We start from the raw sequence: 15,671 nt of genomic DNA, 5'->3' as shown, positions 1-15,671 counted from the left end.
TCCTCTCTCGATCTTACGCGTAAATGTCGGTCCACAGCTCATCAAGAGCTGGTTCCGGGCTGGTTTTTGCGAATTCGGCGGACTCGTTCACGATGTCTTTGATTTCCTTGTCGATCTTCTTCAGATCGTCCTCGGAAGCATGGCTGCCCGTGAGCAACATCGCGCGGATCTGTTCGATCGGGTCACGCTCTTCGCGCATTTTCTGCACTTCTTCGCGGGTCCGGTATTTCGCAGGGTCCGACATGGAGTGGCCACGGTAGCGATAGGTTTTGACCTCTAGGATGTAGGGGCCTTTGCCTGCGCGGCAGTGCGCAACAGCGCGTTCGCCAGCCTCTTTGACGGCGAGGACGGACATGCCGTCAACTTCTTCGCCTTTGATGCCGTAGGCTTCGCCGCGACCGTAGAGCGAGGTCGATTTGGTCGAACGGGCAACAGAGGTGCCCATAGCGTATTGGTTGTTCTCGATGACGAAGATCACCGGAAGGTCCCAGAGTTCCGCCATGTTGTAGGTCTCGTAGACCTGACCTTGGTTCGCAGCGCCATCGCCGAAGTAAGCGAAAGTGACGTTGTCGTTGCCACGGTATTTGTCCGAGAAGGCCAGACCTGCACCAAGCGGCACCTGAGCGCCAACGATGCCGTGGCCGCCGTAGAAGTGCTTTTCCTTGGAGAACATGTGCATGGAGCCGCCCTTACCTTTGGAGTAGCCACCTTCGCGGCCGGTAAGTTCTGCCATCACACCGTTTGCGTCCATACCACATGCGAGCATGTGACCGTGGTCGCGGTAGGAGGTGACGCGTTTGTCGCCCTCTTTGGTGCAAGCTTCGAGGCCGACGACGACCGCTTCTTGACCGATGTAGAGGTGACAGAAGCCGCCGATAAGACCCATGCCATAAAGCTGGCCGGCCTTTTCTTCGAAGCGGCGGATGAGAAGCATGTCACGGTAGTAGCTCAGCAGCTCTTCCTTGGACACGTTTGCCTGTGCGGCTGGTTTTCTAGCGGCCATAGGTCCTCCGTCCTGTGATGGCGATAGTTTAGTGTTAAACTATCTATACAGGATTGGGATTTATAAAGCGAGTGTCAATATCGGTCAGCGGTGGATAGGTGGGTTGCACAGCGTGCAAGGCAGCGTGAAGCCCCTGTAAACAAAGGGCGAAACGGGGGCTCTGCCCCCTCGGCTGCGCCTTCACCCCCGGGATATTGGGGGCACAAAGGCAGGATTATCGGGTGATTACGATCTCGTCCGTGCGGACCATGCCGAGAACATCGCGAGCGCGTTCGTCGAGAAGGTCAAGGTCGAGGTAATTGTCAGAGAGACGGCGGGTGAGGTTTTGCATATGCGCGACTTCGACGTTCAGCGCGTCGAGGTCGGCCTGCAATTCACGGGCTTGGGCATCAATTTCAGCGCGACGGAACACGCCGTATTCACCCTGCACAGCGGCAAAGGTGAAGTAGAGACCCAGAAGGATCAAAACTGTGAAGTAAATAACAGAGCCCATAGCGGGCCGTGCGCTGCGATTCATAATATGCCTCAAAATCACCTCTGACGGGTGTTGGCGCTAGATTCGCACATCTGATTCGCTTTGTGAATCCCCCAAAGGGTTATTTCACAAAGTTTTTTCGAGTAGAGTCAGGAAAGAAACAGGGCGCCCGAAGGCGCCCCGATGTGACATTAGCCTGCAACCGAGGCGTCGTAGATCGAGCCAACCGATGCGGCGAGCATGGCGTCGAATTCCGCATCAGACTGTTTGGCCGAGAGGCCTTCGGTCAGGCCGCGCGAGAAGGAGGCGATCATGCCTGTCTGTTTCGACAGGAGGTCGTTTGCATCCTTACGGGAGTAGCCACCCGAGAGGGCGACGACTTTCATCACGCGGGGATGATCGACGAGCGGTTTGTAGAAGTTTTCGACCGAAGGGAGCGAGAGTTTCAGCATCACCTGTTTGTCGGCGGGCAGAGCGTCCAGCTGAGCGAGGATTTCGTCGCGCAGGATGGTTTCGGCCTCGGCCTTATCGGCGATGGTGATGTTCACTTCGGGCTCGATGATCGGCATCAGGCCGTGCGAGAGAACCTGCATACCGATTTCAAACTGCTGCGCGACGACGGCTTTGATGCCTTCGGCGTTGGCTGCGTTGATGACAGAGCGTTCTTTGGTGCCAAAGATGCCTTTGGTCACGGCGCGGGCGAGCAGGGTGTCGAGCTCTGGCATCGGTTTCATCAGTTGAACGCCGTTTGCCTCGTCTGCGAGGCCCTTGTCGATTTTCAGGAAGGGCACGACCGACTTTGCGTTCCAGAGGAATTCAGCGGTCGGGGTGCCGTCAATGTCGCGGTCCATGGTCATTTCAAAGAGGATCGCGCCGACGATTTTGTCGCCCGTGAAGGACGGAGATTTGATAATCCGCGACCGCATCTGGTGGATCATGTCGAACATCTCGGCGTCGCCGTTGTATTCGCTTTCTTCAACACCGTAGAGGCGCAGGGCCTTGGGGGTCGAGCCGCCACTCTGGTCGAGAGCTGCGATAAAACCTTTGCCTTCGGATACCTTAGCGGCCATCTGCGGGTTCATTACTAAATCCTCGTGAAATATTAAGAATTTTTAAGGCCTTAAACGGCCTGCGCCCCGCTTGTAGGAAAGCGGGGCGCAGGTTGCAAATGTGATAGCGATAACGATTATTAGGATAACGCTATCACTGTTCACTTTCTTTCAAAATGCTTCATCCCAGCGCTGCGACGCCAGGGAGGACCTTGCCTTCCATCCATTCAAGGAAGGCACCGCCAGCGGTGGAGATATAGGTAAAGGCCTCTGCGGCGCCGGCTTTGTTCAGGGCGGCAACGGTGTCACCCCCGCCCGCGACGGAGACGAGTTTGCCAGCCTTGGTCAGTTCTGCCGCTTTTTTCGCGGCGGCGTTGGTGGCGGCGTCAAAGGGTTCGATTTCGAACGCACCGAGCGGGCCGTTCCAGATCAGGGTTTCGGCGCGGTCGAGCACTTCGCTGATGTAGGCAACGGTTTCGGGGCCAGCGTCGAGGATCATCGCGTCAGAGGGGACTGCATCAGGCGCAACGGTTTCGTTGTCAGCGTTGGCTTTGAACTCGCGGGCGACGACGACATCGCGGGGCAGGATGATTTCGCAGCCAGCATCGGCGGCTTTGGCGAGGATGTCACGAGCGGTATCGGCCAGGTCATGTTCGCAGAGCGATTTACCGACGTTGATACCTTGGGCAGCTAGGAAAGTATTCGCCATACCGCCGCCGATCACGAGGTGATCGACTTTGCCAACGAGGTTGCCAAGAAGGTCGAGCTTGGTCGAGACTTTCGCGCCGCCAACTACAGCCACAACGGGACGCACGGGCGAGCCAAGCGCCTTTTCCAGAGCGCTGAGTTCTTCGGCCATCAGGCGACCCGCGCAAGAGGGCAGGAGGTGTGCGACACCTTCGGTGGTGGCGTGGGCACGGTGCGCGGCAGAGAAGGCGTCGTTGCAGTATATATCGCCCAAGGTCGCGAGGTATTTCGCCATCTCTGGGTTGTTCTCTTCTTCCATCGGGGTGAAGCGGGTGTTCTCAACCAGCACGATGGTGCCGTGGGTGAGGGCTTTCATCTCGTCGGCGTTGGGCACTTCGATGAAGGTCACGGACGATCCCAGAGCGGCCTCAAGCGCGGGAAGGGTCACGCGGAGCGACATTTCGGGCACGACTTTGCCTTTGGGACGACCAAAGTGCGCGAGGAGGATCGGAATACCGCCAGCGGCAACGATGTCTTTGACTGTGGGCACGATGCGGTCAATGCGGGTTGTATCGGTCACAACGCCGTTTTCGACGGGGACGTTGATATCCACGCGCACCAGAACGCGTTTTCCATTGAGGTCCATATCGTCGAGTGTTTTCCAAGCCATCTGCGCCTCCGTCAAATCTTGGGTTGATATCTGATAGCGGTATCCTCGTTATCGCCTTTCAACGCAAGGTCTGGGAGCATCCCTTGGCAAGGACGTGCAAGAGGCTTATGTCAGTGTGCAAAGAACGCGAAATCAAGGAGGTCCCCGTGGCCGATATCAAAGACCCTGAAAACACAGTGATCATCGAGCTCAAAGACGGTCAGGTTGTGATTGAACTTCTGGCTGACGTTGCGCCCGCACATACCGCCCGCATGAAAGAGCTGGCACGCGCTGGCAAATACGACGGCGTTGTGTTCCACCGCGTGATCGATGGTTTCATGGCGCAAACTGGCGACGTAGAGCACGGCAACATCGACAGCGATGCCTACAACAAAAACCGCGCGGGCACAGGTGGTTCGGACCTGCCTGACCTTCCTGCAGAGTTTTCGCGTCTTCCGCACGATCGCGGCACGCTGGGTGCGGCCCGTTCGATGAACCCGAACTCGGCCAACAGCCAGTTCTTTATCAACTTCAAAGACAACCATTTCCTGAATGGCCAATACACCGTCTACGGTCGTGTGCTGTCGGGCATGGAATTTGTTGACAAGATCGTTCGTGGCGAACCGCCCGTCGATCCCGACAAAATGATCAGCGTGAAAGTGGCAGCAGATGTATAAGCTCGCGTGTGTTCTGACCTTGGTGGCTGGCCCTGCGCTGGCAACTGGGTTGGATGTGACCGTTTCGGGTCAAGCAAACGGCACGTTCCATATCGACCTTCTCGACGATGTCGCGCCTCAGCACGTGGCGCGGATCACCGAACTGGCGAACCAAGGGCTCTATAATGGCGTGGTGTTCCACCGCGTGATTGACGGCTTTATGGCGCAGACGGGTGACGTAGAGTTTGGCCGTATGGGCGGCGACATGTCGATGGCGGGTATGGGTGGATCGACCCTGCCTGATCTTCCGGCGGAGTTCTCGGCCCTGCCGTTCGACCGTGGTGTCGTTGGTATGGCGCGCGCGGCTGATCCGAACTCGGCCAACAGCCAGTTCTTTATCATGTTCCAGCCCGGCTATTTCCTGAACGGCGATTACACCGTTGTGGGCACTGTGACCGAAGGCATGGACGTTGTGGATGCGATTAAGCGCGGTGAAGGCGCAAACGGCGCCGTGATCGGTCAGCCTGACATGATGGCAACGGTGACTGTGACTGAGTGATCGGTTCAGACCTGTGAGATTGAGAGCGGGGGCCAGTGGTCCCCGTTTTTATTTGAAGTGATGGGGGCGCTGCCCCCAACCCCCCGGGATATTTGCGGCACAAAGGGGCAACGAAAAAGGCCGCCCGTTTGACGGGGCGGCCTTTGGTATTCTGAGAGGGGCTGATTAGATCAGTTTGCCCATCGCGACGGCAGTGTCTGCCATGCGGTTCGAGAAGCCCCATTCGTTGTCGTACCATGTCAGGATGCGGACCATGGTGCCGTCCATAACCTTGGTCTGGTCGAGCGCGAAGGTCGACGAATGCGGGTCGTGGTTGAAGTCGATCGAAACGTTCGGAACGCTGGTGTAGCCGAGGATACCTTTGAGCGCGCCGTTCGAGGCTTCAATGATGGCTTCGTTGATTTCTGCAACGGTGGTTGCGCGCGCGGCCTCAAACGTCAGGTCAACGACCGACACGTTCGGGGTGGGCACGCGGATCGCAACGCCGTCGAGTTTGCCGTTCAGCTCTGGCAGCACGAGGCCAACGGCCTTAGCAGCGCCAGTCGAGGTCGGGATCATCGACATCGCAGCCGCACGCGCGCGGTAGAGGTCCTTGTGCATGGTGTCGAGCGTCGGCTGGTCACCTGTGTAGGAGTGGATGGTGGTCATGAAGCCTTTGACGATACCAACCTTGTCGTTGAGCACTTTGGCCACAGGCGACAGGCAGTTCGTGGTGCAAGACGCGTTCGAGACAACCAGTTGGTCAGCTTTCAGCGTGTTGTGGTTCACACCGTAAACGATGGTGTTGTCTGCACCGCTCGATGGGGCAGAGACGAGAACGCGCTTTGAGCCGTTTTCAAGGTGGAACGCTGCTTTTTCACGGTCGGTAAAAATGCCAGTGCATTCCAGCGCGATGTCCACATCGCCCCACGGCAATTCTTTGGGATCGCGGATTGCGGTCACTTTGATCGGGCCACGACCGACGTCGATGGTGTCCTCGGTGGTGGTCACCTCACTCGGGAAACGACCGTGAACAGAATCGAAGCGGATCAGGTGTGCGTTGGTTTCAACCGGACCCAGATCGTTGATCGCTACAACCTCAATATCGGTGCGGCCGGATTCAACGATTGCGCGTAGGACGTTGCGGCCGATGCGACCGAAACCGTTAATTGCGACTTTGACTGCCATAAGATGTCCTCCAGAACGGGGTAATGTTGGCGCTAACTCTCTCCGTTGGCGCTAACATTGCGATTTCTCGCCAAAGGTCAACAGTGAATAGGGCAAAACCAGCGCAATCAGCGCCAGAATGCCAACCATTCTGTCAGATCAAACAGTTCTTTGAGGATAAACAGGGTGCCCCCGAGGCCGAGAGCCATATCGATGACGAAACCCGTCACGATCAACGCGAAAAGCGTGTAGGTCGTTGTGCTGTTCATGGCCACGGGTTTACCCCGCAGCCATGACGCTATGCAATTGATTAGTGAATGAGGCGGCCCATTGCGGCAGCAACGTCGGCCATACGTGCCGAGAAGCCCCATTCGTTGTCATACCAAGCCATGACGCGAACCATGCGGCCGACGACTTTGGTCTGGTCGGGGGCAAAGATCGACGATTCAGTGGTGTGGTTGAAGTCGATGGAAACCTTCTGTTCTGCGTCATAACCCAAAACCATGCCCATGTAGCCTTGGGCGGCTTCGCGGACGATTTCGTTCACTTCATCAACGGTGACCGATTTTTCGGCAATGAACGACAGATCAACGGCGGAGACGTTCGGGGTCGGGACGCGAACGGCGGAGCCGTCCAGTTTGCCCTTCATTTCAGGGAGAACTTCACCCAGAGCCTTAGCCGCACCCGTGGAGGTCGGGATCATCGCCATTGCCGCAGCGCGTGCGCGGTAGAGGTCTTTGTGACGGCGGTCGAGCGTCGGCTGGTCGCCGGTGTAGCTGTGGATCGTGGTCATGATGCCCGATTCAATGCCAATCGCGTCGTTGAGAACCTTTGCCAGCGGTGCAAGGCAGTTGGTGGTGCAAGAGCCGTTCGACACCATGCGGTCGTCGGCCAGCAGTTGGCGGTGGTTGACGCCATAGACAACGGTGCGCTGAACGTTGGTCGCAGGAGCCGAGATCAGAACCTTTTTCGCGCCGCGATCAAGGTGAACAGCCGACTTTTGACCGTCGTTGAAGTTACCAGTGCATTCCAGAACCACGTCGACGCCGGACCAGTCCAGTTCTTCGGGGTTGTAGGTCGACATGACTTCGATTGGGCCGCGGCCCAGATCCATGGTGTTGCCGCTCACCTTAACCGGAGAGCCAAAGCGGCCATGGACGCTGTCATATTTCAGCAGGTGTGCGTTGGTTTCAATCGGGCCAGTGGCGTTGATTTTGACAACTTGCACGTCATTGCGGGCAGCTTCGGTGATGTGGGCGAGGGTGCAGCGGCCAATGCGGCCGAACCCGTTGATGCCGATGGTAACGGTCATGTCGTTTTTCATCCTCTGCAGCGTCAGCGTTTGCAGGGTCTGTACTGGCATGCTGCCTTGCGGCAAAGAAAAATCTGCAATGCGTTTAATATGTTAGCGATAAAAGTATGGTTGGCGCAGGGGTTGGCGCTAACGGTTTGCGCCAACAGCGCGGGGTTGTCATACCGTGAGGATAACGATCCAATTGAAGAACGAATCTATAGGGGTGTGGGAATGAGTGGTTTACTGGCACTGCTCGACGATGTGGCGGGTATCGCCAAAGTCGCAGCAGCGAGCGTTGATGATGTGGCGGCTGCGGCGGCAAAGGCGGGGACGAAAACGGCGGGCGTTTTGATCGACGATGCCGCCGTCACGCCGAGTTATGTGACGGGTTTCAAGCCCGACCGCGAACTGCCGATGATCGGAAAGATCACGCTTGGGTCGCTGAAGAACAAACTGGTGTTCCTGCTGCCTATCGCGCTGTTGCTGTCGAATTTCCTGCCGCAAGCGATCACGCCATTGCTGATGCTCGGCGGGTCGTATCTGTGTTTTGAGGGGGCAGAGAAGGTGTTTCACCATTTCTTCCCGCACGGCGATCATAGCGTCGAAGAGGACATGGACATTAAAGATCCCGCCCATCTCGAAGAGGAAAAGGTCGCGGGGGCGATTAAGACCGACTTTATCCTCTCGGCTGAGATCATGACCATCGCGCTCTCGACGCTCGAGACGAGCAGCATCTGGATGGAGGCCGCGACGCTGGCTGTGATCGCTGTTGGGATCACCTTTGCGGTTTATGGCACGGTTGCGCTGATCGTAAAAGCGGACGATGTGGGCCTGCATATCGCGCAGAACGCACGGCTTGCGGTGACGCGTGGGTTTGGCCGCGGGATCGTTAAGGCGATGCCGCCGCTGCTAAAGGCGCTGTCGTTTATCGGGACGCTCGCGATGCTCTGGGTCGGTGGGAACATCATGATCCACGGGCTGCACGATCTGGGTCTGCACGCGCCTTATGACGCGATCCATCATCTGGCGGAGGTCGCGTCGCATAGCGTTGGCGTCGCTACGGGCTTTGTCGCCTGGGCGGTGACGGCGGCTTGTGACGGTGTGATCGGGGTGATCTACGGCATGGCGCTGATCCCTGTGGCGACCAAAGTCATTGGGCCACTGATTGCCAAGGTCACAGGATCATCTGCAGCGCATTAATCCAAAGTGACCGAGACAATGAAAAACGCCGCGCAGGATATGCGCGGCGTACTTGTTTTCGGGGATGTGCAGATTAGCCCAAGAGAGCTTTGACTTTTTCTGCAACAGCCTCGGCAGTGATGCCGAATTTTTCGTAGAGCGTCTCTGCCGGAGCGGAGGCACCAAAGCTGTCCATACCAACAAAGCCAGCCTTCTGTTCGCGGCCACGTTCGCCGAGCAGGTATTTGTCCCAGCCCTGACGCACAGCCGCTTCGACAGCCACGCGGACGGGGCCAGCGGGCAGCACTTTTTTGCGGTATGCTTCGTCCTGCTGGTCGAAGAGTTCCATGCAGGGAACGGACACAACGCGGGTGCCGATGCCAGCGGCTTCGAGGATGTCACGCGCTTTGAGCGCGATTTCGACCTCGGAACCAGTTGCCATCAGGATCGCCTGACGTTTGCCAGCTTCTGCGTCTTTCAGGACATATGCACCCTGAGCGACGAGGTTCTTTGCTTTGTGTTCGGTACGAACGGTCGGCAGGTTCTGACGCGACAGGGCGAGAACAGACGGGGTCTTGTCCTGAGTGAGCGCGATTTCCCATGCCTCTGCGGTTTCCACGGTATCTGCAGGACGGAACACGAGGGTGTTCGGGGTCGCGCGCAGCATCGCGAGGTGTTCAACAGGCTGGTGGGTCGGGCCGTCTTCGCCAAGACCGATGGAGTCGTGGGTCATGACGTAGACAACAGGCAGGTGCGACAGAGCCGAGAGACGCATTGCGCCACGGGCGTAGTCGGTGAAGCACATGAACGTACCGCCGTAAGGACGCACGCCGCCGTGCAGTGCCATACCGTTCATCGCAGCAGCCATACCGTGTTCACGGATGCCCCAGTAGACATAACGACCAGCGCGGTTTTCAGGATCGAATACGCCCAGATCACCGGTTTTGGTGTTGTTCGAACCGGTCAAGTCAGCCGAACCACCAACGGTTTCTGGCATGATCGGGTTCACCGCAGCCAGAACCATTTCCGACGACTTACGGGTCGCAACAGAGGGTGCCTTTTCGCTGATCTCTTTTTTCAGGGCGCGGATGGTAGCAGCGAGTTTCTTCGGCGCTTCACCAGCGAGCTGACGGTTGAATTCAGCTTGTTTGTTGGCCGAGAGCGCAGCAAATGCCGCTTCCCAGTCAGCGCGAGCCGCAGCACCGCGTGCACCGAAGGATTCCCACTGTGCCTTAACGTCTGCCGGGATTTCGAACGAACCCCAGTTGACGCCGTAGTTAGCTTTGGCGGCAGCGAGTTGCTCTTTGTCGGTTAGTGCGCCGTGACCTTTAGAGGTGTCTTGCGCAGCGTGGCCCAGTGCGATGTGGGTTTTGCAGGCGATCATCGACGGACGCGGGTCTTTTTTCGCTTCAACGATGGCTGCGTCGATCGCAACAGGATCGTGGCCATCGATTTCAACGACATGCCAGCCAGACGCGCGGAAACGTGCGACCTGATCGGTTTTGTCGGACAGCTCTACAGTGCCGTCGATGGTGATGTTGTTGTTGTCCCAGAACACGATCAGGTGCGACAGTTCGTGTTTGCCAGCCAGACCGAGAGCTTCTTGAGACACGCCTTCCATGAGGCAGCCGTCGCCAGCGATCACATAGGTGTAGTGGTCAACGATCTTTTTGCCGAAACGTGCGCGCTGGATTTCTTCAGCCATCGCGAAGCCGACAGAGTTCGAAATACCTTGGCCGAGCGGACCAGTGGTCACTTCAACGCCGTCGAGCAGGAAGTTCTCTGGGTGGCCAGCGGTTTTCGCGCCCCACTGACGGAAGTTCTTGATCTCGTCGAGCGATACTTCTGCGTAACCTGTGAGGTAGAGCAGGGAGTAGATCAGCATAGAGCCGTGACCTGCCGACAGAATGAAACGGTCGCGGTTCGGCCAGAGCGGAGCCTTGGGGTCGAAATTCAGGTGCTTTTCGAACAGCACAGTTGCCACGTCGGCCATGCCCATCGGCATACCAGAGTGGCCCGAGTTCGCAGCCGTAACGGCATCGAGCGTCAGGGTGCGGATAGCCGCAGCTTTCATCCAGTGATCGGGGTGCGCGGCGCGCAGGGCAGCAATATCCAAGTGTCCGGTCCTTTGCTGTTGGGCGATTGGTTTACAGCGTCATAACAGGGTGTCCTACAAGATCAAGCAGGACCGTTAAGTCATTGGCGATGTTCGTAGGCTGGGCCTTTGCCCTTGGCCTCGATTGACTTAGGCTTTGGAGAAGAGATCACGATTCGGGCCTGTCGCGTGGGCAATGGACCCTACCGACGTTATAGAAGCCCTAGGAGGACGCGCAGATGACCGAAATATCAGAGCTTGAAGGGCGCATTTCCGCTGCCCTCGACCGGATTCGCAGCGGCGTTTCTGCCTTGGAAAACAAAGCGGTAGTAACTGGTGGTGCACCTGCGGCGGCGCCTGCAGGGGATGACCGTGTGGCCCAGCTTGAGGCGGAATTGGCGGCGCAAAAGGACGTTAATGCCCAGCTGGAAGAGCGCGTTAAGGTGCTCAAATCCCGTCAGGACACAGTGATTGCGGAGCTGAACAGTGGCGCTGAGCGTGCGAAAGAACAGCTTCAATCGTTTGAGGCCGACCTGGAAAAATTGCGCGAAGAAAATGCGGCCCTTAGGGATGTGAGCGAAAATCTGCGTAAGGCGGCAGAGGCCGACGGGATTGATGCCGCGATGATCAACCGCGCGATGCAAGCCGAACTGGATGCGCTGCGGGCGCTGCGTGCTGCTGAGGCCGCTGAGGTCGCGACCATTTTGGCCGAACTGAAACCCTTGATCGAGGAGGCGAAATAATGCCGCAAGTCGAGATTAAAATCGGGGGTCGTTCGTTTGAAGTGGCCTGTCAGGAAGGCGAGGAATCGTTCCTGCAATCGGCTGCTGCGTTGTTGGATGCCGAAGCATCGAGCTTTGCCGCGCAAGCGGGCCGTATGCCTGAATCGCAGCTTTTGCTGATGTCGGGGTTGTTGCTGGCAGATAAGACCGTCGCGATTGAGGACCGTCTGCGCGAGGCCGAGGCCAAGATCGCGGAATTGGAACTTAAAGCCGCGAACCCTAAAGAAGTTGCCGTTCCTGTCGTTCCAACAGCTGTGACCGACACGCTCAAGGAACTCGCTGCGCGAGCCGAAGCGTTGGCGGATGAAGTGGACGACAAACTAAAGGCATAACTCATGCGTATTGCGGCGGCCCTTTTGGCGTTGTTGCCAGCAACAGGGCAGGCCGCAGGGCTGAGCCATTCGATCTATATCTGCGATCGAGAGATCAAATTGGATGTGGTCTATGTGCAGTCCGACGGCCCCGATCAGGCTATCGTGATGGCAGAGGGGCATATCGCCATGCTCTCTGCCGTGCCAAGCTCTGAGGGTAAACGCTATCGCAATTCGCCAGTGGCCTCTGACTATGTCTGGTGGGTCAAGGACCGCGAGGCGATGCTGGGCTGGTATGATGCGGGCACGGGCAACGAAGCAGTCGTTTACCAATCCTGCCGCCGCGTCTCAACCGAATGAAAAAAGGCGCCTCACTGGGCGCCTTTTCCATTAGATCGTCTGCGATTTACTGGTTCGCAGCGCGGATTTGGTCCGCTTTCTCTTTGTCGAAGGCAACGCCTTCTTTTTCAAAGAGCTCATCCAGTTCGCCCGAGAGGGTCATCTCTGTGATGATGTCGCAACCGCCCACGAACTCGCCTTTGACGTAGAGCTGCGGGATGGTCGGCCAGTCGGAGTATTCTTTGATGCCCTGACGGATTTCTTCGTCAGCCAGAACGTTCACGTCGGCATAATCAACGCCCATGAAGTTCAGGACGCCAGCAACGCGGGACGAGAACCCACACTGCGGCATGGTCTTTGTGCCTTTCATATAGAGCACAACGTCATTGGAGGTGACGGTTTCTTTGATTTTGTCAGCTGTCGACATCTGTCTTTCCTTAGTCCGGTGCCTTGGTGGTCAGTGCCAAAGCATGCAATTCGCCTTGTGATCCGTCCATTTTGCCCTTGAGCGCCGCGTAAACAGCGCGCTGCTGCTGGACGCGGTTCATATCGCGGAAGCTTGCGTCTTCGACGTAGGCAGCAAAGTGCTGACCGTCGTCGCCCTGAACCTGCACTTTGGCAGCGGGGAATGCTTCGCGGATTAGGCTTTCGATTTCTTCTGCGGTGATCGCCATTCGTGGGCCTCCTGTCTTACCTAAGATGTAGGACGGCGCGAGACGGGCCGCAAGCGATTAGCGATCGACAAATTCACGCATGTCGCTGAGGAAGGCGTCAAAGGCGGCTTTTTGCTCTGCGGTATCGGCCCAAAGGCGCGAGAGTTTCCGCAAGAGCCCCGCACGGCGGGCCTCTAATTCGGGCGGTAGATTGTAGGTTTCGGCGGCAACCAACATCGTCATGCGTTCATGGACGGGGCGCAGGTTCGCGAAATCGCGCATCATCGCAGGCAAGAGTTCGGGCGCATCGCGCCAGCTTTCGCCGTTGAAGCGTTCTTGGGTGACGCGCTGACCCGCGCCCGCGCAGTCATAGAGCGTGCAGCCCTTGAATCCGCGTGGTTCCAGATCGTCGTGGATGGTGCAGAGGTTTTTGCCCAGATTGGGGCAGGGCGTGCCTGCGGCCTTGTCGATGGCGAACATCGGGCCTTTGTCCAACACGAGGCTCACGCAGCAGAGTGCTGCGCAGTTCATGCAGTCGGATTTCAGGTCAGGGAGCGTCATCAATGGGCAGAGACGAAAAGGCCCGCGCGGTGGCGGGCCTGATCGGGTTTAGTGGATCGCGGCGTAGAACGACGACCGGAAGGTCTCGGTCAGTTCTGCGAGCGGTGCGGAGGACCCGCCCAAGCTCACGTCCGTGCCACCGAATTTACCAACGGTCTGCAGGGTCACACCTGCCTGACCTGCGGCGATCATCAGCGCCTCGGCCTTATCAAAGCTGCAAGCGATCAGGTAACGGCCCTGATCCTCACCAAAGAGGGTCGGGGTGTCGGATGCATCTACTGTGACACCAACGCCAGCAGCTTCGGCCATCTCGAACGCAGCGAGAGCCAGACCACCGTCAGCAAGGTCGGTGCAGGCGTTGATCAGCGCGCGGTTTGCGCGGATGAAATCGCCGTGGGCGGCTTCAGCGGCCAGATCGACATGCGGTGCATCTCCGTCTTCGCGGTTATACACCTCAGCGAGCAGAGCCGATTGACCGAGGTGACCAGCAGTTTCACCCAACAAGAGCAGAACGTGACCGTCACGCGCGGTGCCAAGGATCGCATCATCGAGGTTCTCGATCACGCCAACAGCGCAGATGGTCGGGGTCGGCAGGATGCCTTGACCATCGGTTTCGTTGTAGAGCGATACGTTGCCCGACACGATCGGGGTGTCGAGCGCGATGCAGGCCTCACCGATGCCCTGCAGGGCGCCAACGAACTGACCCATGATCTCTGGCTTCTCAGGGTTGCCAAAGTTCAGGTTGTCGGTGGTTGCCAGCGGCTTTGCCCCTACGGCAGAGAGGTTACGGTAGGCTTCGGCAACGGCTTGTTTGCCGCCTTCAACAGGGTTTGCCTTCACGTAGCGCGGGGTCACGTCCGAGGTGAAGGCGACAGCCTTATTGGTGCCGTGAATACGCACGATACCAGCGCCCAAGCCTGGTTTGCGAACGGTGTCGCCCATAACTTGGCTGTCGTATTGTTCGTAGACCCACTGTTTGCCAGCGTAGTTCGGGGACGAAATCAGCGCCTTCAGGCCGTCAATGGCGTCAACGGCAGGAACGTCTGCCATCGGTGCTGCCGCTGGGGTCGGAACCCACGGACGATCGTATTCGGGTGCCGAGGACGACAGTTCAGAGAGCGGCAGGTCCGCTTTGACTTCGTTGCCATGGAGGATGACGAAACGGTCTTCGGCGATGGTTTCACCGACGATTGCAAAATCGAGGTCCCATTTTTCGAACACAGCGCGGGCTTCGGCCTCAAGCTCTGGGTTCAGAACCATGAGCATACGCTCTTGGGATTCAGAGAGCATCATCTCGTAGGCGGTCATGTTGGGTTCACGCTGGGGAACGCGGTCCAGTTCCAGCTTGATGCCCAAGTGACCTTTGTCGCCCATTTCAACGGCGGAACAGGTGAGGCCAGCCGCACCCATGTCCTGAATAGAGATCACAGCGCCCGTGCGCATCAGTTCCATGCACGCTTCCATCAGGCGTTTTTCGGTGAACGGGTCACCAACCTGAACGGTGGGGCGTTTTTCCTCGATGGTGTCGTCGAATTCAGCCGATGCCATCGTCGCACCGCCAACACCGTCACGACCTGTTTTCGCACCGAGGTACACAACAGGCATGCCGACGCCAGACGCCGCCGAGTAGAAGATCTTGTCCGCGTCAGCGAGGCCAGCCGCGAAAGCGTTCACGAGGCAGTTGCCGTTATACGCGGGATGGAAGCGAACCTCACCACCAACGGTAGGCACGCCGAAACAGTTGCCGTAGCCGCCAACGCCCTCAACCACGCCGTTGACGAGCTGTTTGGTTTTCGGGTGATCCGGAGCACCGAAGGAGAGCGAGTTCATCGCTGCAATCGGACGTGCGCCCATGGTGAATACGTCGCGCAGAATGCCGCCAACGCCTGTTGCCGCACCCTGATAGGGTTCGATGTAGGACGGGTGGTTGTGGCTTTCCATTTTGAACACGATCGCCTGACCGTCGCCGATATCGACAACACCAGCGTTTTCGCCCGGACCGCAGATCACTTGCGGGCCTTTGGTCGGCAGACCGCGGAGCCATTTCTTGGACGACTTATAGGAACAGTGTTCGTTCCACATCGCAGAGAAGATGCCCAGCTCGGTAAATGTCGGCTCTCGTCCGATAATCTCGAGGATACGTTCATACTCATCTGGCTTGAGGCCGTGAGCAGCAATCAGGTCTTCGGTGATTTTCGGATCGTCCATGGTCTTTCCCCGCAGGCTGGAAGTG

18 protein-coding genes are annotated in these 15,671 nt (G+C 57.9%); 6 read left to right on the top strand and 12 right to left on the bottom strand.

The window, feature by feature from the left end:
• Window positions 1–13: 13 nt before the first annotated feature.
• The 4 genes from pdhA to AC1QQ2_RS00175 form a co-directional block, all read right to left on the bottom strand.
• On the bottom strand, window positions 14–1,003 hold the full coding sequence (gene pdhA, locus AC1QQ2_RS00190) for a pyruvate dehydrogenase (acetyl-transferring) E1 component subunit alpha (RefSeq protein ID WP_067545602.1): 990 nt from the start codon (window positions 1,001–1,003) through the stop codon (window positions 14–16).
• Between the two features lie 214 nt (window positions 1,004–1,217).
• Window positions 1,218–1,520 (bottom strand): FtsB family cell division protein, encoded by a 303-nt coding sequence (locus AC1QQ2_RS00185; RefSeq protein WP_479711622.1) that lies wholly within the window; start codon window positions 1,518–1,520, stop codon window positions 1,218–1,220.
• A gap of 149 nt (window positions 1,521–1,669) precedes the next feature.
• Window positions 1,670–2,560, bottom strand: a complete 891-nt coding sequence (locus AC1QQ2_RS00180) for a fructose bisphosphate aldolase (RefSeq protein ID WP_249945583.1) — start codon at window positions 2,558–2,560, stop codon at window positions 1,670–1,672.
• A gap of 148 nt (window positions 2,561–2,708) precedes the next feature.
• A complete protein-coding gene (locus AC1QQ2_RS00175) occupies window positions 2,709–3,884 on the bottom strand; it encodes a phosphoglycerate kinase (protein ID WP_479711621.1) in 1,176 nt (391 codons plus the stop codon).
• A gap of 146 nt (window positions 3,885–4,030) precedes the next feature.
• Here AC1QQ2_RS00175 and AC1QQ2_RS00170 point away from each other — a divergent pair, with 146 nt between their 5' ends.
• Complete coding sequence (locus AC1QQ2_RS00170) at window positions 4,031–4,540, top strand: peptidylprolyl isomerase (protein ID WP_105236333.1); 510 nt, start codon at window positions 4,031–4,033, stop codon at window positions 4,538–4,540.
• A complete protein-coding gene (locus tag AC1QQ2_RS00165; RefSeq protein WP_479711620.1) occupies window positions 4,533–5,078 on the top strand; it encodes a peptidylprolyl isomerase in 546 nt (181 codons plus the stop codon). Before AC1QQ2_RS00170 ends, AC1QQ2_RS00165 begins: the two co-directional genes overlap by 8 nt.
• 165 nt (window positions 5,079–5,243) lie before the next feature.
• Here AC1QQ2_RS00165 and gap (AC1QQ2_RS00160) read toward each other — a convergent pair whose 3' ends face one another.
• From gap (AC1QQ2_RS00160) to gap (AC1QQ2_RS00150), 3 genes are all read right to left on the bottom strand, one after another.
• Window positions 5,244–6,245, bottom strand: coding sequence for a type I glyceraldehyde-3-phosphate dehydrogenase (gene gap, locus AC1QQ2_RS00160; protein WP_479711619.1), 1,002 nt, complete (start codon window positions 6,243–6,245; stop codon window positions 5,244–5,246).
• Window positions 6,246–6,352: 107 nt separating this feature from the next.
• Window positions 6,353–6,493 carry a glyceraldehyde-3-phosphate dehydrogenase gene (locus AC1QQ2_RS00155; RefSeq protein WP_105234878.1) on the bottom strand — a complete coding sequence of 47 codons (141 nt, stop codon included), beginning with the start codon at window positions 6,491–6,493 and terminating at the stop codon, window positions 6,353–6,355.
• A 41-nt stretch (window positions 6,494–6,534) separates the two neighbouring features.
• Window positions 6,535–7,536, bottom strand: coding sequence for a type I glyceraldehyde-3-phosphate dehydrogenase (gene gap / locus AC1QQ2_RS00150; protein WP_249945747.1), 1,002 nt, complete (start codon window positions 7,534–7,536; stop codon window positions 6,535–6,537).
• Window positions 7,537–7,749: 213 nt separating this feature from the next.
• On the opposite strand from gap (AC1QQ2_RS00150), the gene AC1QQ2_RS00145 reads away from it, so the two are divergent.
• Window positions 7,750–8,718 (top strand): DUF808 domain-containing protein, encoded by a 969-nt coding sequence (locus tag AC1QQ2_RS00145; RefSeq protein WP_479711618.1) that lies wholly within the window; start codon window positions 7,750–7,752, stop codon window positions 8,716–8,718.
• A gap of 73 nt (window positions 8,719–8,791) precedes the next feature.
• On the opposite strand, the gene tkt is transcribed toward AC1QQ2_RS00145, so the two are convergent.
• Window positions 8,792–10,813 (bottom strand): transketolase, encoded by a 2,022-nt coding sequence (gene tkt / locus AC1QQ2_RS00140; RefSeq protein ID WP_105234880.1) that lies wholly within the window; start codon window positions 10,811–10,813, stop codon window positions 8,792–8,794.
• Window positions 10,814–11,031: 218 nt separating this feature from the next.
• Here tkt and AC1QQ2_RS00135 point away from each other — a divergent pair, with 218 nt between their 5' ends.
• From AC1QQ2_RS00135 to AC1QQ2_RS00125, 3 genes are read left to right on the top strand one after another with little or no spacing between them, the layout of a single operon-like run.
• Entirely contained in the window at window positions 11,032–11,535 is a 504-nt protein-coding gene (locus AC1QQ2_RS00135) for a hypothetical protein (protein WP_479711617.1), read from the top strand.
• The gene (locus AC1QQ2_RS00130; protein ID WP_479711616.1) at window positions 11,535–11,906 is read left to right on the top strand and encodes a cell division protein ZapA; all 372 of its coding nucleotides are present in this window, start codon (window positions 11,535–11,537) and stop codon (window positions 11,904–11,906) included. The genes AC1QQ2_RS00135 and AC1QQ2_RS00130 overlap by 1 nt, the downstream gene beginning before the upstream one ends.
• A gap of 3 nt (window positions 11,907–11,909) precedes the next feature.
• A complete protein-coding gene (locus tag AC1QQ2_RS00125; protein ID WP_479711615.1) occupies window positions 11,910–12,245 on the top strand; it encodes an MliC family protein in 336 nt (111 codons plus the stop codon).
• Between the two features lie 46 nt (window positions 12,246–12,291).
• On the opposite strand, the gene grxD is transcribed toward AC1QQ2_RS00125, so the two are convergent.
• The 4 genes from grxD to purL are packed head-to-tail and all read right to left on the bottom strand — an operon-like array spanning window position 12,292 to window position 15,646.
• The gene (gene grxD, locus AC1QQ2_RS00120) at window positions 12,292–12,651 is read right to left on the bottom strand and encodes a Grx4 family monothiol glutaredoxin (RefSeq protein WP_105234884.1); all 360 of its coding nucleotides are present in this window, start codon (window positions 12,649–12,651) and stop codon (window positions 12,292–12,294) included.
• Window positions 12,652–12,661: 10 nt separating this feature from the next.
• The gene (locus AC1QQ2_RS00115; RefSeq protein ID WP_105234885.1) at window positions 12,662–12,898 is read right to left on the bottom strand and encodes a BolA/IbaG family iron-sulfur metabolism protein; all 237 of its coding nucleotides are present in this window, start codon (window positions 12,896–12,898) and stop codon (window positions 12,662–12,664) included.
• 57 nt (window positions 12,899–12,955) lie between these two features.
• Complete coding sequence (locus tag AC1QQ2_RS00110; protein WP_479711614.1) at window positions 12,956–13,438, bottom strand: hypothetical protein; 483 nt, start codon at window positions 13,436–13,438, stop codon at window positions 12,956–12,958.
• Window positions 13,439–13,486: 48 nt separating this feature from the next.
• Window positions 13,487–15,646, bottom strand: coding sequence for a phosphoribosylformylglycinamidine synthase subunit PurL (purL, locus tag AC1QQ2_RS00105; protein ID WP_479711613.1), 2,160 nt, complete (start codon window positions 15,644–15,646; stop codon window positions 13,487–13,489).
• Window positions 15,647–15,671: the final 25 nt, after the last annotated feature.

The sequence above is a fragment of the Aestuarium sp. genome (genome assembly GCF_023253315.1).
Classification (GTDB): Bacteria; Pseudomonadota; Alphaproteobacteria; order Rhodobacterales; family Rhodobacteraceae; genus Marivivens; species Marivivens donghaensis.
The sequence above is the reverse complement of the archived record's forward strand: the minus strand, read 5'-3'. Positions and strand labels throughout refer to the sequence as shown.